The organism is Roseateles puraquae (genome assembly GCF_002205845.1).
In the GTDB taxonomy this organism is placed as follows: domain Bacteria; phylum Pseudomonadota; class Gammaproteobacteria; order Burkholderiales; family Burkholderiaceae_C; genus Pelomonas; species Pelomonas puraquae.
Genome location: NZ_NISI01000002.1, coordinates 38,986 through 62,866, shown reverse-complemented (window position 1 = coordinate 62,866; position 23,881 = coordinate 38,986). Strand labels below are relative to the sequence as shown.

The window sequence follows — 23,881 nt, the reverse complement described above, 5'->3', positions numbered from 1 at the left end:
CCCGGCGCCGCTCATCGGCCGCTCATCGGCCGCGAAGCCGCCGCCAGGCACGCCGCACCTCTGCCTTCATCGCCCGCGCGGTGCGCCACACCGCGCTGGCTCGAATCCACGCCAGCAGCTCGGCCTTCCAGGCCGTCCATCGCGCATGCAGCCGCGCGAACCAAGGCAGCTGCATCAGGGCCGGCTGGATGAGCTGGAATAACCAGGCCAGCAGCGCCGTGCCGACCACCTTGGCCAGCACCACCACGCCCACGCCCAGCACCACGCGGCCCTGCGCCACCAGCCACAGCGCAGCCAGCTTGACTGGCAGGATCAGCAGGCTGGGCAACAGCAGCACGACAAAGGCCCAGCGCGGCGGCAGGCGCTTGAGCAGGGCCTCGATCTGCCGGATGACCGGCAGCCGCGCGAACAGCGCGAAGGCCCGCCGCAGCGGCTCCCAGCCCCATTCCTCGAAGAGGATGAGGAGGGCGAAGACGACCCGGAAGATCCAGCGCAGGGGCGCGAGCAGCAGTTTCAGCACGGTCGCATCTTGCCGTCATTGGCGGGCCGTGGCGAAGGTCAGCGGGCACCGCCGCCCGAAAAGCGAAAGTCCACCTCGGGCGGCGACCCAGGGGCGGACTTCTAAACACCGGCACGCGGCCGGCAGCGGTTCAGCGCGCGCGGCGGCGGCTGGCGACGGCCACGCCGAACAAGGCCAGGCCCGCCAGCGCAGCCGTGGCCGGCTCGGGCACGGTGCTGATGCTCAGGTTGTCCACCAGCACGGCGTCGCCCGCGTCGAGGTTGACGCTGCGAAAGCCGATGGTGCTGAAGCTGCTGATGCCGGAGTTGTCACTGAAGACCGCGTCGGCACCGGTCAAGCCGGCCATCTCGGCACCCGTGGGGTTCACCCACAGCGAATAGCGGTTGTAGTTGACCGAGCCGTTGACCTTCTCGAGCAGGCCGAACAGGTGGTAGGTCTGGCCCACGACGATGGGCGTCGAGAAACTGCCGCTGGTGCCGGTGGTGCGCACGAACAGGTCGGCCCCGTTGCCGTTGCAGGCCGCGGCGCCATCACAGTTGCCCTTCAGGCCGATGTTCGGGCCGGTGCTGCTGCCCAGCCACAGGCCCAGGAAGTCGTTGGTGTCGACGCTACCTGTGTCGAACTGCAGGTCGAACTGCACGACGACACGACTGGCGCTCACCGCCTGGCCGAGCTGACGGGTGGCGGCGCTGTCGCTGTTGCCGGTGAAGCGTAGGGCCTCGCCAGTGATGGCGCCATCCGCGGCGCTCGCGGTCACGGCCGACGCGCTGCTCGACAGCGCCCAGCCATTGGCGTCGCTCGACGCCAGCACCGGCAGCGCTTGGGCCGCGCCGCCGAAGGAAATCAGGGCCGCCAGGGCCAGCTTGGGTGCGAAGGACATCCAGACCTCTTGTTGTTCTAGGGGTTGACGAAAGCCAACCCTCGGACGCTGGATTGTCCAAGGACGTCGCCCATCGGTTGCGCCGGCCTCCCACCCGGGTGCGGGGGGTGGCGCACCCCTCAGTCGGGCGGGCGGTGCAGCCCGATCAGCGTCAGACGCCCCGGGCGCGGTCGGCGTGGAACTGCGCCCGCCAGGCTTCGAAACGGCCAGCGTCCAGCGCGTCGCGGATCTCCTGCATCAGGTTCAGGTAGTAGTGCAGGTTGTGGACGCTGGTCAGCATGGGGCCGAGCATCTCGCCGCAGCGGTCCAGGTGGTGCAGGTAGGCGCGGCTGAAGCCGGTGCAGCATTCGCAGCTGCAGGTGGGGTCGACCGGGCTTTCGTCGGCCTTGTAGCGGGCGTTGCGCAGCCGCAGGTCGCCGAAGCGGGTGAAGAGATGGCCGTTGCGCGCGTTGCGGGTGGGCATCACGCAGTCGAACATGTCGATGCCCTGGCTGACGCCCTCGACCAGGTCTTCGGGCGTTCCCACGCCCATCAGGTAGCGCGGCTTGTTCGCAGGCAGTTGGTGGCCGGTGTGATCGAGGATGCGCTGCATCTCAGCCTTGGGCTCGCCCACGCTCAGGCCGCCGATGGCGTAGCCGGGCAGGTCGAGCTCGGCCAAGCCGGCCAGCGAGGCATCGCGCAGGTTCGTGTACATGCCGCCCTGCACGATGCCGAACAGCGCGTTCGGGTTCTCCAGGCGCTGGAACTCGGTGATGCAGCGCTTGGCCCAGCGCAGGCTCAGCTCCATGGAGGCCTTGGCCTCGCGCTCGGTGGTCAGCACGCCCTTGGTCTCGTAGGGCGTGCATTCGTCGAACTGCATGACGATGTCGCTGTTGAGCACCGTCTGGATCTGCATGCTGACCTCGGGCGTGAGCAGCAGCTTGTCGCCATTGACCGGCGAGGCGAACTTGACGCCTTCCTCGCTGATCTTGCGCATGGCGCCCAGGCTCCAGACCTGGAAGCCACCGGAGTCGGTCAGGATGGGCTTGCCCCAGCTCTCGAAGCGGTGCAGGCCGCCGAACTGCTTGACCACGTCCAGGCCCGGCCGCATCCACAGGTGGAAGGTGTTGCCCAGGATGATCTGCGCGCCCATCTCGTTCAGCGAGCGCGGTGTGACGCCCTTGACCGTGCCGTAGGTGCCCACCGGCATGAAGATGGGCGTCTGCACGACGCCATGGTTGAGCGTGAGCGTGCCGCGGCGGGCGCGGCCTTCGGTCTTGAGGAGTTCGAACTTCAGCATGGGGCGCGGATTGTCGCAGCCAGGGCCTGGGCCACAATGCGCCATGCCTCGCCGAAGCCCGTCCTGGCGGCGTTTTGCCGCGTTCTTCGCCTGTTCAGGCGCGTTCGGATGGGGCGCGGCCGGGGCCACCGAGGGCCCGCCGCGCTGCGGCCCGCATGTGGCCGGCCTGTACCTCTCGGCCCCCTTCTATGAAGAAGAACCCGAGCCCCACGGCCTCGACCTGGACATGCTGCAGGAGCTGCAGCGCCGCTCCGGCTGCGAGCTGCGCAGCGTGGTCGAGTCGCGGCTGCGCATCTGGGACCAGATGCGCCGCGGCGTGCTGCAGCTGACGCTGTCCTCCGTGATCACACCGGAGCGGCGCGAGGTGGCCGAGATCCACCCCTATCTGCAGGCGCGCTTCCAGCTCGTGCTGCACGGCACGGCCACGACCGGTGTGCAGGGCATCGCACATTTCGATGCCCGCCCGGGGCTCAAGCTGCTGGGCGTGCGCGGCTACGCCTACGGGCCCACCTTCGGCGCCTGGGCGCAGCGCCTGCGCGAGCAGGGGCGGCTGGTGGAGGCGAGCGACTTCCAGGGCGCGGTACGCATGTTCCGCGCCGGCCGAGCCGATGGTCTGATCGCCGCGCCGTCCGCCATCCCCGAGGTCAAGGCGGCCTTCCAGGGCACCAGGCCGCCGCGCGTGCTCGACCCCGCGCCCAACGAGCGCCTGCTGGTGGGCATGGCGCTGAGCCTGAACCTGCCCGAAGCCGACCGCCAGCGCCTGCGCCAGGCCCTGGCCTCGATGCGCCAGGACGGCACCTTGCAGAGCCTGATCAAGCGCCACTTTGGCGACTATGGCGCCAGCGTCATGCTGCTGCGCGGCGACTGACTCCGATGGCCCTGACCCTGGCCGCGCCCGCGCGGCATGAACTCGTCGTCAAGAAGAGCCGCTTTCTCGGCTGCGTGGAGCCCTGCGCCGACCGCGCTGCCGCGCTGGCCCGCGTGGCCGCCCTGCGCGCCGAGCACCCCGGCGCAGCCCATGTCTGCTGGGCCCTGCTCGCCGGTGGCCACTCGGCCGCCAACGACGACGGCGAACCCGGCGGCACCGCCGGCCGACCCATGCTCGACGTGCTGCGCCACCAGGGCCTGGACGGCGTGCTGGCCACGGCGGTGCGCTACTGGGGCGGCGTGAAGCTCGGCGCCGGTGGTCTGGTGCGGGCCTACACCGACTGCATCGCCCAGGCGCTGCTCACGGCCGAGAAGATCGAGCGCGTGCCGCAGATGGAGCTCGGCTGCGAGCTGCCCTATGAGCTGGAAGGCCGGCTGCGCCGCCTGGCCGAGCAGCACGGCGCACAGCTGCTGGACGTGGCGCATGCCGCGCGCGTGAGCATGCGTTTCTCGCTGCCCGTCACCGGCCGCGCTGCGTTCACGGCGGCGGTCGACGAGGTCGCTCAGGGCCGGGTGGCCTGGGCGCGCGAGAGCAGCATTGCATCGCCATAGCTGAAGAACCGGTAGCGCTCGGCGATCGCATGCCGGTACAGCGCCATCACGTGCGCATGGCCGGCCAGGGCGCTCACCAGCATCATCAGCGTGCTCTTGGGCAGGTGGAAGTTGGTGACGAGGCGGTCCACCACGCGGAACTCGAAACCGGGCGTGATGAAGATGTCGGTCTCGCGCGCGCCGGCCTGCAATGTGCTGTCGCGTGCCGCGGACTCCAGCGCCCGCAGCGTGGTGGTGCCCACCGCGACGACCCGGCCGCCACGCGCCCGGCAGGCGGCGACGGCCTCGACCGTGGCCTGCGGCACCTCGAACCATTCGCTGTGCATCTTGTGCTCGTCGATCTTCTCGACGCGCACCGGCTGGAAGGTCCCGGCGCCCACATGCAGCGTCACATGCGCCTGTTCGACGCCGCGCGCGGTGAGTGCGGCCAGCACGCCCTCGTCGAAATGCAGCGCGGCCGTGGGCGCTGCCACGGCGCCGGGCTCCTTGGCGAACACCGTCTGGTAGCGGCGCTCGTCATCGGCGCTGTCGGCATGCTCGATGTAGGGCGGCAGCGGCACATGGCCGTGGGCCTCCAGCAGCGCGAAGGGGTCGCCGTCGAAGCGCAGGTGAAAGAGGCCGTTGTCGGGCCCGCAGCGGCCCAGCACCTCGGCATCGAAGGCCTCGGCAAAGCGCACCCGGCTGCCCGGCTTGGGGCTCTTGCTGGCGCGCAGGTGCATCCACACCTCTTGCGTGCCGGGCAGCACGCGCTCGACCAGGGCCTCCACGTGACCGCCCGTGGCCTTGATGCCATACAGGCGCGCCTTGATGACGCGGGTGTTGTTGAAGACCAGCAGGTCGCCCGGCGACAGCAGGCCAGGCAGGTCGCGGAAGACCCGATCCACCGGCGTCGGGCCGGTGCCGTCCAGCAGGCGTGAGGCGCTGCGCTCGGCGGCGGGATGCTGGGCGATCAGCTCGGGCGGGAGGTCGAAATCGAAGTCAGCAACCGTGTAGGTCGCAGGCGCAGCAGCAGACATGTCGTTGAGGGCCGGACAGACCCGTACCAAGAAGTTCGTGGGGGCGCGCATTCTCCCATCGCCCGGTGTTGATGCAGCTCAAGGCAGCGCGGCAGCCGGGCTGACAGCATGGGTTCCAGGAGGTTCCCCATGCCCACAGCCCTCACCCCCGGACAACATGCCCTGCTGGAAGCCGAGCTGACGCTGGCGCGCCAGCGCGTGCAGGCCGCCCTGCAGGCCCAGCGCGAAGGCGCGAGCCGCGTGGCCCATGCCGCGGCGCTGCTGGCCGATGACCCGCACGACCAGCGCGAACACGATGCCGACCGGGCGCTGGACCAGGCGCGCGACAGCCATCTGCTGGCTGAACTGCAGGCGCTGGACGACGCGCTGGTGCGGCTCAAGAGCCCCGGCTTCGGCCGCTGCACCGACTGCGGCGACGCCATTCCCTTCGACCGGCTGCAGCGCCAGCCCCAGGCCCTGCGCTGCCTGGGCTGCCAGGCTGCCGCCGAAGCCCATCACTGAACCCCACAGGAGAAGCCATGTTCCACGCCGTCGTCCATCTTGACCACCATCACGCCCAGGTGCTGCATTTCGATGCCCACCAAGTGCACGCCGCCCGCATCGACGCGCATGAGCGTCACAGCCACGGCGACACGCACCGCCAGGAGCAGGCGCTGTACGAGTCGCTCTGCCAGGCGCTGCAGGACACGCCGGAGGTGCTGGTCACGGGCTCGCATGTCGTGATCAGCCAGTTCCGTCACTACGTCGAAAGCCACCGCCCCAAGCTGGCGCCGCACATCGCCGACTACCGGCCGGCGGCCGAGCTCAGCCAGGGCCAGCTGCTGGCGATGGCGCGCCAGTTCTTCCTGGCCCACGACCGCATGGCCGGCGTGCCGACACCGAGCTGAGCTGCCAAGTGCTCCAGGTGCTCCCGCCGCAGGTTGGGACAAATCGCACACCCGCGGCTGACCTGCCAAGAGAACTGTCATGAGCGGCCCCTAGACTGCGGCGGCCTTTGCCTGCCGCCGTGAGACGCCGCTCCTGCCTCGCCCTGCCCGCCTTGCTCGGAACCTGCCTTGCCCTTGCGGGGCCGGCCGAGCTGCCGCTGCAGGGCATCACCGAGAACCTGCCGCCGCTGAATTACCTGGACGAGCAACAAGTCGCCCAGGGCTTCAGCGTCGAGTTGCTGCGGCTGATGGCCGCTCAGGCGGGCGTGCCGCTTGAACTGCAGGTCATGCCCTGGCAGCGCGCCGTGCAGGCCGCCGAAGCGCAAGGCCGCAGCGTGCTGTTCTCGCTGACGCGCACGCCAGAGCGCGAGGCGCTGTACCAGTGGGTGGGCCCGATCGCGCCGCGCCGCATCCTGATCTACCGCCTGGCCAGCCGCACCGACCTGGCGATGACGCAGTTCAGCGAGCTCGGCAGTGCCCGCATCGGCGTGGTGCGCGACTCCGCGGCCGACCGCCAGCTGCAGGCCACCGGCCTCAAGCCGGGGCTGCAATTGGAGCAGGGGCTGGATGACGCCACCAACCTGCGCAAGCTGCTGGCCGGTCGCATGGAGTACATCGCGCTGCTGGACTGGGCAGCGGCCTGGAACCTGCGGCAGCTCAACCTGCCTTACGCCACGCTGCAACCGGTCATGGAGCAGGACGGCGCGCGCAGCTACTTCTACGGCCTGCGGCTGGACACCGACGCCACCCTGGTGCGGCGACTGCAGGCGGCGCTGGACGCGCTCAAGCGCGATGGCCGCTACGAGCGGCTGCGCCAGCGCTATTTCCGCTGACGGCGCGCGGCGGCCCTCAGCCGGCCAGTTGCTCGTGCACCCGCTGGGCCAGCGGCTGCAGCTCGACCGCGGGCTGGGCGCTGAGGGCGTAGCCGAAGTCCCCATCCACCCAGTAGAGCGTGGTGCGGCCCTCCTGCCGCAGCAGCCTGAACTCGGCTGCGGCCGGCGCGGCACCTGGCGCGAACACGGCCACGTAGAGCGTGAGACGGTCACCCGCCGCGTTCTCGTACATGAACTGGGCCCGCGGGCTGCCTGGCTGGGTGGCGTCGCCCGGCAGCAGGCGGCCGCCGAGCAGGGCGTAGCCTCGGTCGGTCAGCACGGGCACGGTCAACGGCCGGCCCAGCCGCTTGCTGAGCCACTGCACGAGATGGGCCTGCTCGGCGGCAGAGACCTCCACCGGATGGCGCTTTTCGGTGCTGTAGACGGCGTAGGCCACGCCAGCCTGGCGGGCGAACTCGGGCACGCTGGCACTGCGCCCCGCGGCAAGCGCCGGCCAGGCGGAACCAGCCGCATCATGCCGGCCCCATTGGTAGCCGCCGGCGAGCCCCAGCGACAGCAGCAGGCCGGCGGCCAGCGCCTGTGGCCACAGCCGCCGCCAGCGCTGGGCCGACGCGGCGCGCATGACGATGCCGGTCAAGTCGGCCGGGGTGTCGTCCAGCGGCCAGTCGCGCGCCAAGTTGCGCAGGCCCTGGCGCTGGGCCTGCCATTGCGCCACGCGGGCCGCCATGGCGGGATCGGCGTCGAGCTCGTCGAGCACCGCGGCGCGCGCCTCGGGCGACAGCTGGTCATCCACGAAGGCATGCAGCCGCGCCTCGCGGTCAGGCAGCGCGGGCGGGGGGGGAGGAAAGGCAGAACTCATCGCTTGACTCGCGCCAGGTTCACGATCTGGGCGCCGGCCGGGGTGGCGGCGGGGGCCAGGCGCATGCGCAGCGCCTCGCGCCCGCGGTGCAGGCGCGACATCACGGTGCCGACCGGCACGCCCAGAATCTCGGCAGCCTCGGCATAGGTGTACTCCTCGACGACCACCAGCAGCATGACCGCCCGCTGCCCTGGCGGCAGTGCAGCCAGGGCGCGCTCCAGGTCGAGCCGGTCGCCGGCCGGGGCGCTGGGGTCCAGGGGCTCGGGCAGGTCGTCGAGCAGGGCATGACCATCGTCCAGGTGCCAATCGCGCAGCTGGTTCAGGTGCAGGTTGTGCATCACCGACAGCAGCCAGGGCCGCAGCGCCGTGCCCGGGCGCCAGAGGCTCCATTTGCGACAGGCGCGCTCCAGGGTGTCCTGCACCAGGTCGTCGGCCCGCGTGGCGTCACCCGTCAACAGCCGCGCATACCGGCGCAGGGCCGGGATATGCAGCAGCAGTTGTTCGACGGCCACGGCGGGTCCTCACTTACGCCGGGCCGAGCGCCGGGCCGCTCCCAAGCCGGCCCGTACTGGCGATGTGCTTGGCGGTCAAGCCGCCAAGCATCGCCGCCCCCTCGGGGGGCCGGGTGGGGTTGCCCGCGTTCAGCGGGGCAAGACCAGTCGGGGGGCTCATCAAGGCTTCGCGAGCTGCCAGACCTTGTTGAAGCCGTCGCCGGTGCGGTCACCGGGCTTCTGGTCCTTGGCCCAGAAATACAGCGGCTTGCCCTTGTAGGCCCACTGCTTGCTGCCGTCGTCGCGGGTGATGACGCTCCAGTCGCCACTGCCCGCCGCACCGGCAGCCGCCATCAGCGGGGGCCAGTTGGTGGCGCACGGGCCGTTGCAGACGCTCTTGCCACTGCCGGCGGCGTCGCGGTCGAAGGTGTAGAGCGTCATGCCGTTGGCGCCCACGAAGACGCCGTCAGCCACGGTGGCCGGCGCCGGCGGTGCCGAGGCGCAGGCGGACAGGGCAAGGGCCGCCGCAGCGGCGAGGAGACGAAGGTTCATGTCGAGACCCATGAAAAGTGGAGGGGACATGACGGTGAACACGCCAGAGGCGCCAACTATTCCATGCCCGCAAAATGACGACCATGCCCGAGGCCGCCGCCCAGCCCCCCGCCCCCGCCAAGACCGTCACCAAATCGGCCCCGCAGAAGGCCATGGAGAAGCTCGGCCTGGTGCGCGACATCGACCTGGCCCTGCACCTGCCGATGCGCTACGAGGACGAAACCCGCCTCACCCCGATTGCCGCGCTGCGCGAGGGCGAGGCCGCTCAGGTGGAGGGCGTGGTGGTGGACTGCCAGGTCGAGATGCGCGGGCGCCGCCAGCTGCTGGTGCGGCTGAAGGACGACACCGGGACGCTGCTGCTGCGCTTCCTGCATTTCTACCCGTCGCAGCAGAAGCAGATGTCGGGCGCTGACCGGCTGCGGGTGCGGGGCGAGGCGCGCGTGGGCTTTTTCGGCCGGGAGATGGTGCACCCGGTCGTGAAGGTGGTGGACGAGACCACGCCGCTGGCCCAGTCGCTCACCCCGGTCTACCCCGCCTCGGCCCAGTTGCCCCAAGCCTATTTGCGCAAGGCCGTGGCGTCGGGCCTGGCCCGGGCCGACCTGCGCGAGCTGCTCCCCGAGGGCGTGGTGCCGCGCGGGCTGCCACCGTTGAAGGACGCCCTGCACTACCTGCACCACCCGCCGCCAAGCGCCTCGCTCGCCGCGCTGGAAGACCACAGCCACCCGGCCTGGCAGCGGCTCAAGTTCGAGGAGCTGCTGGCCCAGCAGCTGTCGCAGCTGCAGGCCCAGCGAGAGCGCGCCCGGCTGGTGGCGCCGGCATTGCAGGCAAGGCCCGGCGGGCTGCACGAGCAGCTGTTGGGCGCCCTGCCCTTTCAGCTGACCGCCGCCCAGCAGCGGGTGGCCGAGGAGATTGCGCAAGACCTGGCCCGGCCGCAGCCCATGCACCGGCTGCTGCAGGGCGACGTGGGCTCGGGCAAGACGGTGGTGGCCGCGCTCGCGGCGGCGGTTGCGATCGATGCGGGCTGGCAGTGCGCGCTGATGGCGCCCACCGAGATCCTGGCCGAGCAGCATTTCCGCAAGCTGGTGGGCTGGCTGGAGCCGCTGGGGCTGAAGATCGCCTGGATCACCGGCAGCGTGAAGGGCAAGGCGCGCCAGAAGATGCTGGACGCCGCCGCCTCGGGCGAGGCCCAGCTCGTGGTGGGCACGCATGCGGTCATCGAGGACAAGGTCAAGTTCGCGCGGCTGGGGCTGGCCATCATCGACGAGCAGCACCGCTTTGGCGTGGCGCAGCGGCTCGCCCTGCGCCAGAAGCTCAAGGCGATGGCCCTCGAACCTCACATGCTGATGATGAGTGCGACGCCCATCCCGCGCACGCTGGCCATGACCTACTTCGCCGACCTGGACGTGTCCACCATCGACGAGCTGCCGCCTGGCCGCAGCCCCATCGTCACCAAGGTGTTCACTGACAGCAAGCGAGACGACGTCATCGACAAGATCCGCATGGCGGTGGCCGACGGGGCCCAGGTCTACTGGGTCTGCCCGCTGGTGGAAGAGAGCGAGGCGGTGGACCTGCGCAATGCCACGGAGACACATGCTGAGCTTGCCGCCACACTCGCCGGCACGAACGTGGGGCTGCTGCACGGCCGCATGTCGCCGGCCGACAAGGCGGCCGTCATGGCCGAGTTCTCCAGCGGCCAGATGAGTGTGCTGGTGGCCACCACCGTCATCGAGGTGGGCGTGGACGTGCCCAATGCCAGCCTGATGGTCATCGAGCACGCCGAGCGCTTCGGCCTGGCGCAGTTGCACCAGTTGCGCGGCCGCGTGGGGCGCGGCGCCAAGGCCAGCGTGTGCGTGCTGATCTACACGCCGCCGCTCAGCGACACCGGCAAGTCGCGCCTGAAGGCCATGGCCGAGACGACCGACGGCTTCGAGATCGCGCGGCGCGACCTGGACATCCGCGGCCCGGGCGAGTTCATGGGCTCGCGCCAGAGCGGCGCGGAGCTGCTGCGCTTTGCTGACCTGCAGGAAGACGCACCGCTGCTGGTGGCCGCCCGTGCGCTCGCGCCGCGGTTGCTGGACGAGCATCCAGCGGCGGCGCAGCGACAGGTCATGCGCTGGCTGGGGACCAAGGCCGAGTTCCTGAAGGCCTGAAACCCGCGGCGAAGCAAAGCGCCCGCCGCGAGCTCAACTCACTTGCAGGTGAAGCTCTTGGCGTTCACTTCCTTGACGTTGCCCGCGCCGCAGGTGGCCACGGCCTGCTCGCTCATGCGAGTGATGGAGGCGGAGTCGGTCGTGGTGGTGACGGGCGGCGCGAAGACGCAGGCGCTGAGCAGGGCGGCGGCGGTCAGAGCGGCGGCGGCGGTCGTGATGCGGTTCATGGGCTTCCCCTTGTTGGTTTGATGACGGCGCGCAGGGTAGGCGACGCCGCGCCGCGCGTCGCCCGTCATGCGACGGGCTGCATGTCCGCGGGGACAGGCTGCACGCCGCAGCGGCTCAGGCGAGTGGTCATTGACCCAGGCAGATGCCCAGATCACGCGCGGTGGCGAGCGTGTCGCCGTCCAGCGGCACGGCCTTCATGCGGCCGGCCACGTCGGCCAGGGGCACGGGTCGCACGGTGTTGCCGTCGAGCGCCACCATGACACCGCTCAGGCCCGCTGCGAGCGCCCGCACCGCCGCGGCGCCAAAGCGCAGCGCGGCCACGCGGTCGAAGGCGCTGGGGCTGCCTCCGCGCAGCAGGTGGCCGAGCACCACGCAGCGCGCGTCCTTGCCGGCGAGCCGCGCCAGCGCCTGGCTGACCTGCTCGCCCATGCCGCCCAGGCGCTCGGCATGCCCCGCCTCGGCCGGTCCGCTCAGCGCCCGTTCACCGCCGCGCGGATGTGCGCCCTCGGCCACCACGACCAGCGAATGCGACTGGCCCTGTGCATCACGTCGCCGGACCATCTCGGCCACGGGGGCCAGGTCGAAGGGCAGCTCCGGCAGCAGGATGGCATGCGCCCCGCCCGCCAGGCCCGCATGCAGCGCGATCCAGCCCGCATAGCGGCCCATCACTTCCACCGCGATGATGCGGTGATGGCTGGCCGCGGTGGTGTGCAGGCGGTCGATGCACTCGCTGGCAAAGGCCACGGCGGTGTCGAAGCCGAAGGTGGTGACGGTGCCGTCCAGGTCGTTGTCGATCGTCTTGGGCACGCCCACCACCGGCAGGCCGCGCTGGGCGAGGCGATGCGCAATCGCCAGCGACCCATCGCCCCCCACGGCCACCAGCGCATCCACACGCTCGCGCGACAGCGCATCCAGCAAGTCTTGCGAGCGGTCGATGAGCGCGGTGCTGCCGTCGGCCTGGCGCACCGGGTAGGCGAAGGGATTGCCCTGGTTGGTGGAGCCCAGCAGCGTGCCGCCGAGGGCGGCGATGCCGTCCACGCGCGGCAACGTCAGCGGGATCAGGCCCTCACCGGGCCCATAACGCTCGGGCCGCAGCAGGCCGTCGTAGCCGTCGCGGATGCCCACGCAGGTCCAGCCGCGCTGCAGGGCCGACCGCGTGACGGCCTGGATGACCGCGTTCAACCCGGGGGCGTCGCCGCCGCCGGTGGTGATGGCGATGCGTCGGATGGGCTGATGCAAGGCAGTCATGCGCAAAAGTCTAGAAGGTATGAGCTTCTCAGAGCTCCAGGCGCTCGCGCAACAGCTTGGCCTGGCGGCGCGACACCTCCACCTCGTGGCCGTCGCGCAGGGTCACGCGGTAGCCGTCGTTGTGCCAGGGCGCAATCGCCTGCACCCAGCGCAGGTTGATGAGGTGGCTGCGGCTGGCGCGGAAGAAGAGCTGCGGGTCGAGCCTCTCTTCCAGACTGGTGAGGGTGCGGTGGATGAGCGGGCGCTGGCCGTTGAACCAGGCCTGGGCGTAGTTGCCGGTGGCCTCGAAGCCGGCGATGTCGCCCAGGCGCACGAACCAGCAGCGTTCGCCGTCGCGCAGGAAGACCATGTCGTCGGCCCCCTTGACGGTGACCGGCGCGGCCGAGGCCGGCGGCGGGCGCAGCCGCTCGCGCGCCTTGGCCAGGGCCGCCTCCAGACGGTCAGGCGCGATGGGCTTGAGCAGGTAGTCCAGCGCATTGCGCTCAAAGGCGGCGAGCGCATGCTGGTCGTAGGCGGTCGTGAACACCACCAGCGGCACATGGTCGAGCTGGTCCAGCAGGTCGAAACCCGTAGCGCCGGGCAGCTCCACGTCCAACAGCAGCAGCTCAGGCTGCAGGCGCTCGATGGTCTCGCGGGCGGCCGCGAGTTCGGCGGCCTCGCCCACGATCTCGGCATCCGGGATGGCGGCGAGCAGGGTGCGCAGCTCCTGACGGGCCAGCCGCGAGTCTTCGACGATGACGATCTTCATGCGCTCAATTGCACACTGACTTGGACCCGGCCGTCCGCCGCATCGATGCGGCAGTCGGCAGCCTCGCCCCCGGCGCGCTGCAGCCGCTCGCGCAGATTCGCCAGGCCGAGGCCCGTGCTGTCGGCGCGGCCGGGCTCCCCAGGTTGCCACTCGCCCGGGTTGTCCACCCGGATGCGCAGCCGCTGGCCGTCGCGGGCGATGTCGATGCCCACCACCCCGCCGCCGGGCGTGCGGGCGATGCCGTGCTTGATGGCGTTCTCCACCAGCAGTTGCAGCAGCATCGGGGGCAGGCTGGCACCGTCGGTCGCCGGGTCGACCCGCCAGTCCACGCGCAGCCGCTCCTCGTGGTGCAGTTGCTCCAGGGCCACGTAGTCACGCACCACCGCCAGCTCATCGGCCAACGGCACGCGGGCCTTGGCGCTGTGCTGCAGGGTGTGGCGCAGCGTGTTGGACAGGCGGCTGACCATCTCGCGGGCGCGCGCCGGGTCTTCATTGATGAGGGCGCGCAGGTTGTTCAGCGCGTTGAACAGGAAGTGCGGGTTGATCTGGGCGCGCAAGACCTGCAGCTCCAACTCGCGCGCTGCGGCCTCGGCCTGCCACTTGGCGATCTCGCCCAGGCGCCAGCGGTTCAGCGTCTGCACGCCCACCCAGACCGACATCCACAGCCACAGCATGATGGTGGTGTTGGCCGTGTAGCCCAGCAGCACGCCCCAGCCCTGCGGCGTGCCCCGCGGGAAGCTCAGCAGGCCCAGCGCCAGGCCGAGCGTGTTGAGGCCGAAAAGCGTGGCCTGCACAGCCAGCGCGGCGAGCGGCGGCAGCACCGCCAGGCGCAGCAACAGGCCGCGGGTGCTGGCGTCCAGCCAGGCCTGGCGCAAGGCGAGGGCCCGCAGCCCTTCCGTGGCCAGCCACAAGAGGCCGCCCAGCGCCACCATCACGAACACGAAGGAAGCGCTGACCGGCTGGTAGCTCGCCAGCATGCCCAGCGAGATGACGACATAGCCGCCCCACACCGCCGCCTGCAGCGCAGCACGCCGGCCTGTCGTCATGCGTTCGCTCCCCGGTCGCTGGACATCACCGGGCCGAGGCCAGGAAGCCCTTCACTTCACCGACCAGCCACTCCGGGTCGTCCCACATCAGGAAGTGGAAGCCGCGCTGGCTCATGGCCACTTTCACGCCCGCAAGACCCGCATACTGGCCCTCGAAGATCTTGCGGGTGCTGTCCATCGTCGAGCCCATGGGCTCATAGGCCGCCCAGGCGCCCAGCACGAGGGTGGGCGTGGTGATCTTCGGCAGCAGCGGGCGCAGGTCTTCACCCCAGAGTTCGGACATGGCCTGGGCCGAGGTGGCGCGGTCGCTGGCCAGGCTCCAGCCGGCCACGCGCTCGTTGTTGGCCGGGTTGCGGCTCATGCCCATGCTGCCCTGGCGGGCGCCGGCCTCCCACTGTTCGTTCGTCGAGTTGAGCATCTGCTGGCGCATCGCTGCCGCCGCGCCCTTGGCCGCCTCGGGCGACATGCCGCGCAGGCCGGCGAAGAAGGGCAGCGAGTCGACGATGACCAGCCGCTCGATGCGGCCCGGCTTCTCGGCCGCCATCTTGAGCGCGAGCGCCCCGCCCAGGCTGTGGCCCATGACCACGGGCTGCTGGAGCTGGCGGTCATCCAGGTAGGCCAGCAGGCGGTCGCGCATGCCGTCCAGGAAGGCGTCGGTCTGGACGGCCGGGGCGCCGGCAAAGCCCGGCAGCTGCACGATGTGGCACTGCACCTGGGGCTGCAGCGCGGCGCAGGTCTCGGTCCAGGTGCTGGCGGCGCTGTTCAGACCCGGGATCATCAGCACCGGACGGCCGGTACCGACGACCTCGACCTTCAGGTCACGGAACTCAACCGTGGCGGCACGGCTGTGGCTCACGCCCAGCGCCGTGGCGATCGCGACGGCGGCAGCAAAAAGACCCATCCAGGAACGGCGGCGTGACATGCGGGAATCTCCATGCAGGTGTTGTGATGGAGCGCATGTTGCCGCCTCCGGCCGCCCGGCGCGCCCGGCCGATGACGAACGGCGGGCGCCGCGGACGAATGGCAAGCCGTGCGGGTGAGCGGCGGTTCGGGTGTGGGTCGGGCTTCAGAACCGCCAATGCCTACAATGCTTGCATTGATTGCACGGGAGGCCACATGGCCAGCTTGACCATCCGCGATCTGGACGAGAACCTGAAGCAGCGCCTGCGCGTGCGCGCCGCTCACCGCAATCGATCCATGGAGGAAGAAGCCCGCCAGATCCTGCGGGAGGCCCTCGCCGAGGCGCCAGCGCCCTCGGTGGACCTGGCGCAACGCATCCGGGCCCGCTTCTCGGCTCTGGGTGGGGTGGACCTGCCCCTGGCGCCGCGCGAGGCCGTGCGCACGCCACCGGCCCTGGGCACGCCCCCCGCCAAAGCCCGCCGCGGATGAAGTGGCTGCTCGATACCAACGTGCTGTCGGAGCTACTGCGCGCCGCACCCGACGGCCACGTGCTGAGCTGGTTCTCGCAGCGGCATGCGGAGGCACTCTTCGTCAGTGCCGTCACCCAGGCCGAGATGCTCTATGGCGCCGCACTGCTGCCGCGCGGCCGTCGGCGGACGCAGTTGGAGGAGCAACTGCAAGCCATGTTCGATGAAGACTTTGCCCGACGCGTGCTGCCTTTCGACGGCCAAGCCGCTGTCGCCTACGCCGCTCTGGTGGCCGGACGCCGCAGCGCCGGGCAGCCGATCTCGCAGTTCGATGCCCAGATTGCAGCCATCGCCCTGACGCACCGGGCCACCTTGGTCACGCGCAATGTCGACGACTTCGACGGCTGCGGCCTGACCGTGATCAACCCCTGGCAGGCGGTCGACTGAGGGGCAGGGCCCGACCGGCCTACTTCAGCCGCTGCATCCAGTACACCAGCACCTCGGTGCGGGGCTCGATGTCGGTCGAGCTGTAGGTGTAGGTGGGCACCACGTTGATGGCGTCCAGCGTGGGCAGGCCGGAGATGATGCGGCCGAACACCGCGTAGCCGGGATTGGCGGGGCTCTGGTAGTCCAGGCTGGTGTTGTCGTTGACGTTGAAGAAGAACTGGCTGGTGGCGCTGTCGGGGTCGCTGCGGCGGGCCATGGCGATGGTGCCGCGCAGGTTGGACAGGCCGTTGTTGCTCTCCAGCTTGATGGGCGCGTACAGCGCCGGCTTGCTCACCATGCCACTGGTGTAGCCGCCGCCCTGAATGACGAAGTCGCGGTCCACCCGGTGGATGAGGGTGTTGCTGTAGAAGCCCGCTGACACGTACTTGTAGAAGTTGGCCACCGTCTGCGGCGAGTAGGTGTCGTAGAGCTCCACGACGATCTCGCCGCTGCTCGTCAGCATGCACACCGTGCCCCACTTGCTGGCCGCCGAGGCCGCGAGGCCCGCCGGGCTGCAGGAGAGCGTGGGCGGGTTGGGGTTGGGGTTGGGCTGCGGGTAGGGCGTGCCGCCACCGCCACCGCCGCCGCCCACCTCCACTTCGACGCCGCCGCCACAGGCGCTGAGCAGGGCGGCGGTGCCCAGGGCAAGCAACAGGGTGGCGATTCGCTGACGCATGGTGTCTCCCGTGGAATGCTGGCTCAACGCACGGCACGCGCGGCTGTTGACGCTGCTTACAAGCGTTTACCGGCGCTGGCGTTGACCGGCCCTGGCTATAGTCCGCGCGCCGCCATCCGCGGCTTCATCCACTACCGCTGCAGTTCAACGCATGTCTTCGATCGTTTCCCGCCGTTCCGCTCTCCTGCTCGCCCTGAGCGCCAGCCTCGGTCTCGCCGCTTGCGGCGGCGGCGGTGGCAGCTCGGGCACACCCGTCAACAACGACCCCTACGGCTGGACCGGCGTGACCGCGCTCAAGATCACCGACACCACGGTCGGCACGGGCGCCTCGGCCGACCGCGGCAAGACTGCCACCGTGACCTACAGCGGCTATCTGTATGACGTGCGCGTGGCCGACACCCGCGGCACCAAGTTCGACAGCGGCAGCTTCTCCTTCGTGCTGGGTGGCGGCGGCGTCATCTCGGGCTTCGACACTGGCGTGACCGGCATGAAGGTCGGCGGCAAGCGCACCGTCACCATTCCGGCCAGCCTGGCCTACGGCAGCACGGGCGCGGGCAACGGCGTCATTCCGCCGAACGCCGCGCTGGTGTTCGACATCGAGCTGACCGCGGTCAACTGACCTCGAAGTTGTCGATCAACCGCGTGCTGCCCAGGCGCGCGGCGGCCAGCGCCACCAGGGGCTGGCCTTCGGCGGCGGCGCCCAGGTCATGCTGGCGCCGCAGGGTGACGTAGTCCGGCGCCCAGCCGGCATCGCGCAGCGCCTGCATCGCCTCGGCCTCCAGCGCCGGCACGTCGCGTTCGCCGGCCTGCCAACGGGCGATCAGGCCTTTCAGAGTGCGTGACAGGCGCAGCGCCTCCACCTTCTCGGCCTCGCTCAGGTAGCCGTTGCGCGAGGACAGCGCCAGGCCCTCAGGGCTGCGGCGGGTCTCGCCGCCATGGATCGCGATCGGCAGGGCCATCTGCGCCGTCATGCGGCGAATGACCATCAGCTGCTGGTAGTCCTTCTTGCCGAACACCGCCAGCGTGGGCTGCACGATGTTGAAGAGCTTGTGCACGACGGTGCACACGCCGGTGAAGAAGCCGGGGCGGAAATGGCCTTCGAGGATGTCGGCCAGGTCGGCCGGCGGCACCACCTTGTAGCCCTGGGGCTCGGGGTAGAGCTCGGCCTCGCTCGGCGCGAAGACGACATCGCAACCAGCGCCTTCGAGCAGCTCGCAGTCGCGCGCCAGCGTGCGCGGGTAGGTGTCGAAGTCTTCATGTGGCGCGAACTGCAGCCGGTTCACGAAGATGCTGGCGACCACCGCGCAGGCCGGGCCCACGAGTTCACGGGCCTGCCTCACGAGGGCCAGGTGCCCGTCGTGCAGATTGCCCATGGTCGGCACGAAGCCGCGCTGGCGGTGAAGGGCGAGCGCTTCGCGCAACTCGGCGGTGGTGTGGATGACTTGCATCGCGCGTCCCATCGATATTCAAAAGGCGCCACAGAGGCACAGAGGCACAGAGAGGCTCGTCGGCTGCTGACGATCTCTCTGTGTCTCTGTGTCTCTGTGGCTGTGTTCCGGAGCCTCAGAAGCCATGGACTGCGTCCACCGGAAAAGTGCCGGCCTTGACCTCGTTCACATAGGCCTTCACGCCGCCCAGGATGGAGTCTTGGCCGGCCATGAAGTTCTTGACGAAGCGCGGCTTCCTGCCCTGGGTGATGTCCAGCATGTCGTGCAGCACCAGCACCTGGCCCGAGGTGCCCACGCCGGCACCGATGCCGATGACGGGCACGGGCGACGCCGCCGTGATCTCGGCGGCCAGCGTGGCCGGCACCATCTCGTACAGCAGCATGGCCGCGCCGGCCTCCACGAGTTCCTGCGATTCGCGCTTGATGCGGGCGGCACCCGCCTCGTCGCGGCCCTGCACCTTGAAGCCGCCCAGCGACGTGACCGTCTGCGGCGTGAAGCCGAGGTGGGCGCACACCGGGATGCCGCGCTCGCTGATGAAGCGCACCGTCTCGGTCGTCCAGCCGCCGCCTTCGAGCTTGACCATGTGGGCGCCCGCCTTCACCAGCGCCGCGGCGCTCTTCCAGGCTTCTTCCTTGCTGACGTGATAGCTGTCGAAGGGCAGGTCCGCCACGACGAAGGCGTACTTCACGCCCCGACGCACGCAGGTGGTGTGGTAGAGCATGTCGTCGAGGTTGACCGGCGCGGTGGAGCCCCGGCCCTGCAGCACGTTGCCGAGCGAATCGCCGATCAGCAGCATGTCCACGCCGGCTTCGTCCAGCAGCCCGGCGAAGGCCGCGTCGTAGCAGGTGAGCATGGCGATCTTCTCGCCGCTGGCGTGCATCTGCGCGAGGCGGGGCAAGGTCATCGGTTTGCGGTCGCTCATGGCTGGCATCTCCTGGAAAACCCTGGGGCACCCCCCGAGGCGGGCGCAGTGTAGCGTTCGGGTCTATGACCCTCACCGAGCTCCGCTACATCGTCGCCGTCGCCCGCGAACGCCATTTCGGCCGCGCGGCCGAGGCCTGTTTCGTGTCGCAGCCGACCTTGTCGGTGGCGATCAAGAAGCTGGAGGAGGAACTCGACCTGAAGATCTTCGAGCGCGGCGGCAGCGAAGTCACGGTCACGCCGCTGGGCGAGGAGATCGTGCGCCAGGCGCAGTCGGTGCTCGACCAGGCCGGCGCCATCAAGGAAATCGCCAAGCGCGGCAAGGACCCGCTGGCCGGCGCACTGCGGCTGGGCATCATCTACACCATCGGCCCCTATCTGCTGCCGGAGCTGGTCAAGCACAGCATCGAGCTCTACCCGCAGATGCCGCTGATGCTGCAGGAGAACTTCACGGTGAAGCTGCTGGAGATGCTGCGCACCGGCGAGCTGGACTGCGCCATCATGGCCGAGCCCTTCCCCGACACCGGCCTGGCCGTGGCGCCGCTGTATGACGAGCCCTTCGTCGTGGCCGTGCCCGCCGCCCATGCGCTGGCGCAGCGCGCGTCCATCAGCGCGGAGGAACTCAAGCGCGAGACCATGCTGCTGCTCGGCACCGGCCACTGTTTTCGCGACCATGTGCTGGAGGTCTGCCCCGAGTTCGCGCGCTTCTCCAGCGACGGCGAAGGCATCCGGCGCAGCTTCGAGGGCTCGTCGCTTGAAACCATCAAGCACATGGTGGCCTCGGGCATGGGCATCACCGTGGTGCCGGCCCTCAGCGTGCCCAAGGAGCCGTCGGCGCACCTGCGCTACGTGCCCTTCAGCGAACCCATCCCGACGCGGCGCGTGGTGCTGGCCTGGCGGCGCAGCTTCACCCGCTATGAGGCGATCGCGGCCTTGCGCAACGCCATCTATGCCTGCGCGCTGGACGGCGTCAAGCGGCTGAGTTGATCGGCAACCGGTCATCAATAGCAATTGCCTAATTATGACTTATCTCCAATCAAATTGCTCAATTAACTCTCGCTGAGGATCATTCGGTCTCACTGTTCACGACCCAGGAGACCGCCATGTCCGAGACGCCCAAGACCGCCGCCGCCCAGTGCCCCTTCCACCACGGCGGCAGCGCCAGCCCCAACCGCGCGGCCACGGCCAACCAGCGCTGGTGGCCCAACCAGCTGAACCTGGCCGTCCTGCACCAGCGCGCGCCCAAGTCCAACCCCATGGGCGAGTCATTCGACTACGCCAAGGCCTTCCAGAGCCTGGACCTGGATGCCGTCGTGGCCGACCTGAAGGCCCTGATGACGGACTCCCAGGACTGGTGGCCGGCCGACTACGGCCACTACGGCCCCTTCTTCATCCGCATGGCCTGGCATGCCGCCGGCACCTACCGCGTGGCCGACGGCCGCGGCGGCGCGGGCACCGGCAACCAGCGCTTCGCCCCGCTGAACAGCTGGCCCGACAACGGCAACCTCGACAAGGCCCGCCGCCTGCTGTGGCCCATCAAGCAGAAGTACGGCGAGAAGCTCTCCTGGGCCGACCTTTTCGTGCTGACCGGCAATGTCGCCCTCGAATCCATGGGCTTCAAGACCTTCGGCTTCGGCGGCGGCCGTGAAGACATCTACGAGCCCGAGATCGACATCGACTGGGGCCCGGAGGCCGAGTGGCTCGCCCTGAGCGGCACGCCCAACAGCCGCTACAGCGGCGAGCGCGACCTGGCCCACCCGCTGGCCGCCGTGCAGATGGGCCTGATCTACGTGAACCCCGAAGGCCCGGACGGCAACCCCGACCCGCTGCTGTCGGCCCGCGACATCCGCGAGACCTTCGCCCGCATGGCCATGAACGACGAAGAGACCGTGGCCCTCGTGGCCGGCGGCCACACCTTCGGCAAGGCCCACGGCGCCGGCGACCCCCAGCATGTGGGCAAGGAACCCGAGGGCGCCGACATCCTGGACCAGGGCCTGGGCTGGAAGAGCAGCTATGCCTCGGGCATGGCCGGGCACACCATCACCAGCGGCCTGGAGGGCGCCTGGAAGCCCAACCCCACGACCTGGGACAACGGCTACTTCGACACCCTGTTCAAGTACGAGTGGGAGCTGACCAAGAGCCCGGCGGGCGCCCACCAATGGACGCCCAAGGGCGGCGCCGGTGCCGGCACCGTGGTCGACGCGCATGACCCGACCAAGTTCCATGCGCCCATGATGTCCACCGCCGACCTGGCCCTGCGCATGGACCCGGCCTACGAGAAGATCTCGCGCCGCTTCCATGCCGACCCGGCCGCGTTCGCCGACGCCTTCGCCCGCGCCTGGTTCAAGCTGACCCACCGCGACATGGGCCCGATCAACCGCTACCTCGGCAAGCTGGTGCCGAAGGAAACCCTGATCTGGCAGGACCCCATCCCTGCGGTCGACCACCCGCTGATCAACGCGGCCGACATCGCCGCGCTGAAGGCCCAGGTGCTGGCCTCCGGCCTGACCACGGCCCAGCTGGTGAGCACGGCCTGGGCATCGGCCGCGTCGTTCCGCGGCAGCGACAAGCGCGGTGGCGCCAACGGGGCCCGCATCCGCCTGGCGCCGCAGAAGGAATGGGCGGTCAACCAGCCGGCCCAGCTGTCCACGGTGCTGGCCAAGCTCGAAGCCATCCAGCAGCAGTTCAACGCCAGCGCCGCTGGCGGGCGCAAGGTGTCGCTGGCCGACCTGATCGTGCTGGCCGGCGGTGCCGCCGTTGAGGCGGCCGCCCAGGCTGCCGGCGTGCCGGTGGAGGTGCCCTTCCACCCCGGCCGCATGGACGCCACCCAGGACCAGACCGACGTCGACTCGTTCGCGCCGCTGGAGCCCCGTGCCGACGGCTTCCGCAACTACCTCGCCCCGGGTCTGCCCGAGGCCGCAGCGGCGGAACTGCTGGTCGACAAGGCCCAGCTGCTGACGCTCGCCGCCCCGGAAATGGCGGTGCTGGTGGCCGGCCTGCGGGTGCTCGGCGCCAACACCGGTGGCAGCGCCCACGGCGTGTTCACCACGCGGCCCGGCGTGCTGACCAACGACTTCTTCGTGAACCTGCTGGACATGCGCACCCAGTGGAAGAAGAACGGCGACGTGCTCGAAGGTGTCGACCGCAGCACCGGCGAGCGCAAGTGGACGGCCACCATCGTCGACCTGGTCTTCGGCTCCAACGCGCAGCTGCGCGCGCTGGCCGAGGTTTACGCCGGCAGCGATGCATCGGCCAAGTTCGTCAACGACTTCGTCGCCGCCTGGACCAAAGTCATGGAGCTGGACCGCTTCGACCTGCATGCCTGACCGGCACCACTGAAAGGAGTTCTGCGATGAAACAAGCCGTACGCACCGCCCAGCAGGGCCTCGGGTGGTTCATCTTCGCCAGCGGCAACCTGGCCGGCGTGGCGATGCTGATCCACGGGCTGTCTGCCTGAGGCGCTGAAGCTGCGCGGCCCGCAAGGGCTGAAAGCCGAGCAGCCCGCAAGGGCTGACACCACAGGGGCGAGCCGAATCCGTTAGGCTCGCCCTGATTCATTTCTGGAGAGCCCCATGGCCAAGAAGTCCGCATCTGCAGCCCCCACCATCAGCATCGGCATCAGCGAGAAGGACCGCGCCGCGATCGCCGCCGGCCTGTCCAAGCTGCTGGCCGAGACCTACACGCTGTACCTGACGACCCACAACTTCCACTGGAACGTGACGGGCCCGATGTTCAACAGCCTGCATGCGATGTTCATGGCCCAGTACACCGAGCTGTGGAATGCGGTCGACCCGATCGCCGAGCGCATCCGCTCCCTGGGCCACGCTGCCCCCGGCAGCTACGCGCAGTTTGCCAAGCTCAGCGGCCTGCCCGACGCGCCCGCCACGCCGCCCAAGGCGCTGAAGATGGTGGAGCTGCTGATGCAAGGCCACGAAGCCATCGCCCGCACCGCGCGCGCCCTCTTCCCGCTGGTGGACAAGGCCGGTGACGAGCCCAGCGCCGACCTGCTGACGCAACGTCTGACCGTGCACGAGCAGACGGCGTGGATGCTGCGCAGCCTGCTCGAAGAGTGAGCATGAAGATTGCCGTCGTCACCTTCGACGGCTTCAACGAGCTCGACAGCTTCATCGCGCTGGGGCTGATCAACCGGCTCGGCCATCTCGGGTGGCGGGCCGAGATCACCAGCCCCACGGCGCAGGTCACGTCGATGAACGGCGTGACCGTGACCGCCCAGCAGCCGCTGAGCTTCGCCAACGAAGCCGACATCGTGCTCTTCGGCAGCGGCATCCACACCCGCGCCATCGCCGCCGATGGGGCGCTGCTCGACCGCCTGCAGCTCGACCCGCTGCGCCAGCTGATCGGCGGCCAATGCTCGGGCACCCTGTTGATGGCCCGCCTGGGCCTGCTGGCCGACATGCCCGCCTGCACCGACACCATCACCAAGCCCTGGGTGGTGGAAGCCGGCGTGCGCGTGGTGGAAGAACCCTTCCACGCCCGTGGCCCCATCGCCACCGCAGGCGGCTGCCTGGCCTCGCAATACCTCGCCGCCTGGGCCATGGCCGCCCGCGCCGGCCGCGAGGCCGCCCGCAGCGCCCTGACCTACGCCGCCCCCGTGGGCGAGAAGACGACCTACGTCGACCGCCTGATGACCGTGGTTGAGCCCTTCCTGCCCGAGCCTGCGGCCGACACGTCCCGTTGATGTCGCGTTCGGCACCGCTGCTGCGCGGC

General features: G+C 70.0%; 28 protein-coding genes. 13 read left to right on the top strand and 15 right to left on the bottom strand.

The annotated features are described in order from the left end of the window. Positions 1–22: 22 nt before the first annotated feature. The 3 genes from CDO81_RS07365 to tgt form a co-directional block, all read right to left on the bottom strand. Positions 23–520: a hypothetical protein gene (locus CDO81_RS07365; protein WP_241516907.1), complete on the bottom strand. Its 498-nt coding sequence runs from the start codon at positions 518–520 to the stop codon at positions 23–25. A gap of 130 nt (positions 521–650) precedes the next feature. Further along, a complete protein-coding gene (locus CDO81_RS07360) occupies positions 651–1,400 on the bottom strand; it encodes a PEP-CTERM sorting domain-containing protein (protein ID WP_088482539.1) in 750 nt (249 codons plus the stop codon). Positions 1,401–1,551: 151 nt separating this feature from the next. Beyond that, a complete protein-coding gene (gene tgt, locus CDO81_RS07355) occupies positions 1,552–2,679 on the bottom strand; it encodes a tRNA guanosine(34) transglycosylase Tgt (protein ID WP_088482538.1) in 1,128 nt (375 codons plus the stop codon). A gap of 43 nt (positions 2,680–2,722) precedes the next feature. On the opposite strand from tgt, the gene CDO81_RS07350 reads away from it, so the two are divergent. After that, positions 2,723–3,547: a substrate-binding periplasmic protein gene (locus tag CDO81_RS07350; protein WP_158218184.1), complete on the top strand. Its 825-nt coding sequence runs from the start codon at positions 2,723–2,725 to the stop codon at positions 3,545–3,547. A gap of 5 nt (positions 3,548–3,552) precedes the next feature. Then, entirely contained in the window at positions 3,553–4,158 is a 606-nt protein-coding gene (locus tag CDO81_RS07345; RefSeq protein WP_088482537.1) for an IMPACT family protein, read from the top strand. Here CDO81_RS07345 and queA read toward each other — a convergent pair. Further along, complete coding sequence (gene queA / locus CDO81_RS07340; protein WP_088482536.1) at positions 4,110–5,174, bottom strand: tRNA preQ1(34) S-adenosylmethionine ribosyltransferase-isomerase QueA; 1,065 nt, start codon at positions 5,172–5,174, stop codon at positions 4,110–4,112. The genes CDO81_RS07345 and queA overlap by 49 nt on opposite strands. Before the next feature lie 129 nt (positions 5,175–5,303). Between queA and CDO81_RS07335 the strand changes: the two genes are divergently transcribed. The 3 genes from CDO81_RS07335 to CDO81_RS07325 all read left to right on the top strand — a co-directional run bounded on the left by CDO81_RS07335 (position 5,304) and on the right by CDO81_RS07325 (position 6,933). Continuing rightward, positions 5,304–5,675 (top strand): TraR/DksA family transcriptional regulator, encoded by a 372-nt coding sequence (locus CDO81_RS07335; protein ID WP_158218183.1) that lies wholly within the window; start codon positions 5,304–5,306, stop codon positions 5,673–5,675. 17 nt (positions 5,676–5,692) lie between these two features. Further along, positions 5,693–6,061, top strand: a complete 369-nt coding sequence (locus tag CDO81_RS07330; protein WP_088482534.1) for a hypothetical protein — start codon at positions 5,693–5,695, stop codon at positions 6,059–6,061. 119 nt (positions 6,062–6,180) lie between these two features. Next, positions 6,181–6,933, top strand: coding sequence for a substrate-binding periplasmic protein (locus tag CDO81_RS07325; RefSeq protein WP_158218182.1), 753 nt, complete (start codon positions 6,181–6,183; stop codon positions 6,931–6,933). A 16-nt stretch (positions 6,934–6,949) separates the two neighbouring features. Here the strand turns inward: CDO81_RS07325 and CDO81_RS07320 are convergent, their stop codons facing one another. From CDO81_RS07320 to CDO81_RS07310, 3 genes are all read right to left on the bottom strand, one after another. Beyond that, positions 6,950–7,792, bottom strand: a complete 843-nt coding sequence (locus CDO81_RS07320; RefSeq protein WP_088482532.1) for an anti-sigma factor family protein — start codon at positions 7,790–7,792, stop codon at positions 6,950–6,952. Next, the gene (locus tag CDO81_RS07315; protein ID WP_088482531.1) at positions 7,789–8,304 is read right to left on the bottom strand and encodes an RNA polymerase sigma factor; all 516 of its coding nucleotides are present in this window, start codon (positions 8,302–8,304) and stop codon (positions 7,789–7,791) included. Before CDO81_RS07315 ends, CDO81_RS07320 begins: the two co-directional genes overlap by 4 nt. Positions 8,305–8,463: 159 nt before the next feature. Further along, complete coding sequence (locus CDO81_RS07310) at positions 8,464–8,835, bottom strand: COG4315 family predicted lipoprotein (RefSeq protein ID WP_088482530.1); 372 nt, start codon at positions 8,833–8,835, stop codon at positions 8,464–8,466. Positions 8,836–8,918: 83 nt separating this feature from the next. Here CDO81_RS07310 and recG point away from each other — a divergent pair, with 83 nt between their 5' ends. Then, positions 8,919–10,985 (top strand): ATP-dependent DNA helicase RecG, encoded by a 2,067-nt coding sequence (gene recG / locus CDO81_RS07305; RefSeq protein ID WP_088483016.1) that lies wholly within the window; start codon positions 8,919–8,921, stop codon positions 10,983–10,985. Positions 10,986–11,023: 38 nt separating this feature from the next. Here the strand turns inward: recG and CDO81_RS07300 are convergent, their stop codons facing one another. The 5 genes from CDO81_RS07300 to CDO81_RS07280 form a co-directional block, all read right to left on the bottom strand. Further along, positions 11,024–11,212: a hypothetical protein gene (locus CDO81_RS07300; RefSeq protein ID WP_144397160.1), complete on the bottom strand. Its 189-nt coding sequence runs from the start codon at positions 11,210–11,212 to the stop codon at positions 11,024–11,026. Positions 11,213–11,339: 127 nt separating this feature from the next. Further along, positions 11,340–12,461, bottom strand: a complete 1,122-nt coding sequence (locus CDO81_RS07295) for a 6-phosphofructokinase (RefSeq protein WP_206602081.1) — start codon at positions 12,459–12,461, stop codon at positions 11,340–11,342. A gap of 28 nt (positions 12,462–12,489) precedes the next feature. After that, positions 12,490–13,209 (bottom strand): LytR/AlgR family response regulator transcription factor, encoded by a 720-nt coding sequence (locus CDO81_RS07290; protein ID WP_088482528.1) that lies wholly within the window; start codon positions 13,207–13,209, stop codon positions 12,490–12,492. After that, positions 13,206–14,255: a sensor histidine kinase gene (locus CDO81_RS07285; protein WP_088482527.1), complete on the bottom strand. Its 1,050-nt coding sequence runs from the start codon at positions 14,253–14,255 to the stop codon at positions 13,206–13,208. Before CDO81_RS07285 ends, CDO81_RS07290 begins: the two co-directional genes overlap by 4 nt. 25 nt (positions 14,256–14,280) lie before the next feature. After that, positions 14,281–15,177 carry an alpha/beta fold hydrolase gene (locus tag CDO81_RS07280; RefSeq protein WP_206602080.1) on the bottom strand — a complete coding sequence of 299 codons (897 nt, stop codon included), beginning with the start codon at positions 15,175–15,177 and terminating at the stop codon, positions 14,281–14,283. A gap of 194 nt (positions 15,178–15,371) precedes the next feature. On the opposite strand from CDO81_RS07280, the gene CDO81_RS07275 reads away from it, so the two are divergent. Continuing rightward, entirely contained in the window at positions 15,372–15,644 is a 273-nt protein-coding gene (locus CDO81_RS07275) for a FitA-like ribbon-helix-helix domain-containing protein (protein ID WP_088482525.1), read from the top strand. Beyond that, positions 15,641–16,069: a type II toxin-antitoxin system VapC family toxin gene (locus CDO81_RS07270; RefSeq protein ID WP_088482524.1), complete on the top strand. Its 429-nt coding sequence runs from the start codon at positions 15,641–15,643 to the stop codon at positions 16,067–16,069. The genes CDO81_RS07275 and CDO81_RS07270 overlap by 4 nt, the downstream gene beginning before the upstream one ends. 19 nt (positions 16,070–16,088) lie before the next feature. Here CDO81_RS07270 and CDO81_RS07265 read toward each other — a convergent pair whose 3' ends face one another. Further along, entirely contained in the window at positions 16,089–16,784 is a 696-nt protein-coding gene (locus tag CDO81_RS07265; protein WP_241516906.1) for a peptidylprolyl isomerase, read from the bottom strand. A gap of 151 nt (positions 16,785–16,935) precedes the next feature. Between CDO81_RS07265 and CDO81_RS07260 the strand changes: the two genes are divergently transcribed. Then, entirely contained in the window at positions 16,936–17,403 is a 468-nt protein-coding gene (locus tag CDO81_RS07260; RefSeq protein ID WP_088482523.1) for an FKBP-type peptidyl-prolyl cis-trans isomerase, read from the top strand. On the opposite strand, the gene panC is transcribed toward CDO81_RS07260, so the two are convergent. Together panC and panB are read right to left on the bottom strand one after the other, a co-directional pair. Then, positions 17,396–18,232 carry a pantoate--beta-alanine ligase gene (gene panC / locus CDO81_RS07255; RefSeq protein WP_088482522.1) on the bottom strand — a complete coding sequence of 279 codons (837 nt, stop codon included), beginning with the start codon at positions 18,230–18,232 and terminating at the stop codon, positions 17,396–17,398. The two genes, CDO81_RS07260 and panC, sit on opposite strands and share 8 nt — an antisense overlap. Positions 18,233–18,347: 115 nt before the next feature. Further along, entirely contained in the window at positions 18,348–19,154 is an 807-nt protein-coding gene (panB, locus tag CDO81_RS07250; RefSeq protein WP_241516905.1) for a 3-methyl-2-oxobutanoate hydroxymethyltransferase, read from the bottom strand. A gap of 65 nt (positions 19,155–19,219) precedes the next feature. Between panB and CDO81_RS07245 the strand changes: the two genes are divergently transcribed. From CDO81_RS07245 to CDO81_RS07230, 4 genes are all read left to right on the top strand, one after another. After that, positions 19,220–20,140: a hydrogen peroxide-inducible genes activator gene (locus tag CDO81_RS07245; protein WP_088482521.1), complete on the top strand. Its 921-nt coding sequence runs from the start codon at positions 19,220–19,222 to the stop codon at positions 20,138–20,140. A gap of 116 nt (positions 20,141–20,256) precedes the next feature. Continuing rightward, positions 20,257–22,479, top strand: coding sequence for a catalase/peroxidase HPI (katG, locus tag CDO81_RS07240; RefSeq protein ID WP_088482520.1), 2,223 nt, complete (start codon positions 20,257–20,259; stop codon positions 22,477–22,479). A gap of 246 nt (positions 22,480–22,725) precedes the next feature. Beyond that, positions 22,726–23,226, top strand: coding sequence for a Dps family protein (locus tag CDO81_RS07235; protein ID WP_088482519.1), 501 nt, complete (start codon positions 22,726–22,728; stop codon positions 23,224–23,226). 2 nt (positions 23,227–23,228) lie between these two features. Then, a complete protein-coding gene (locus CDO81_RS07230; RefSeq protein WP_088482518.1) occupies positions 23,229–23,852 on the top strand; it encodes a type 1 glutamine amidotransferase family protein in 624 nt (207 codons plus the stop codon). Positions 23,853–23,881 lie beyond the last annotated feature (29 nt).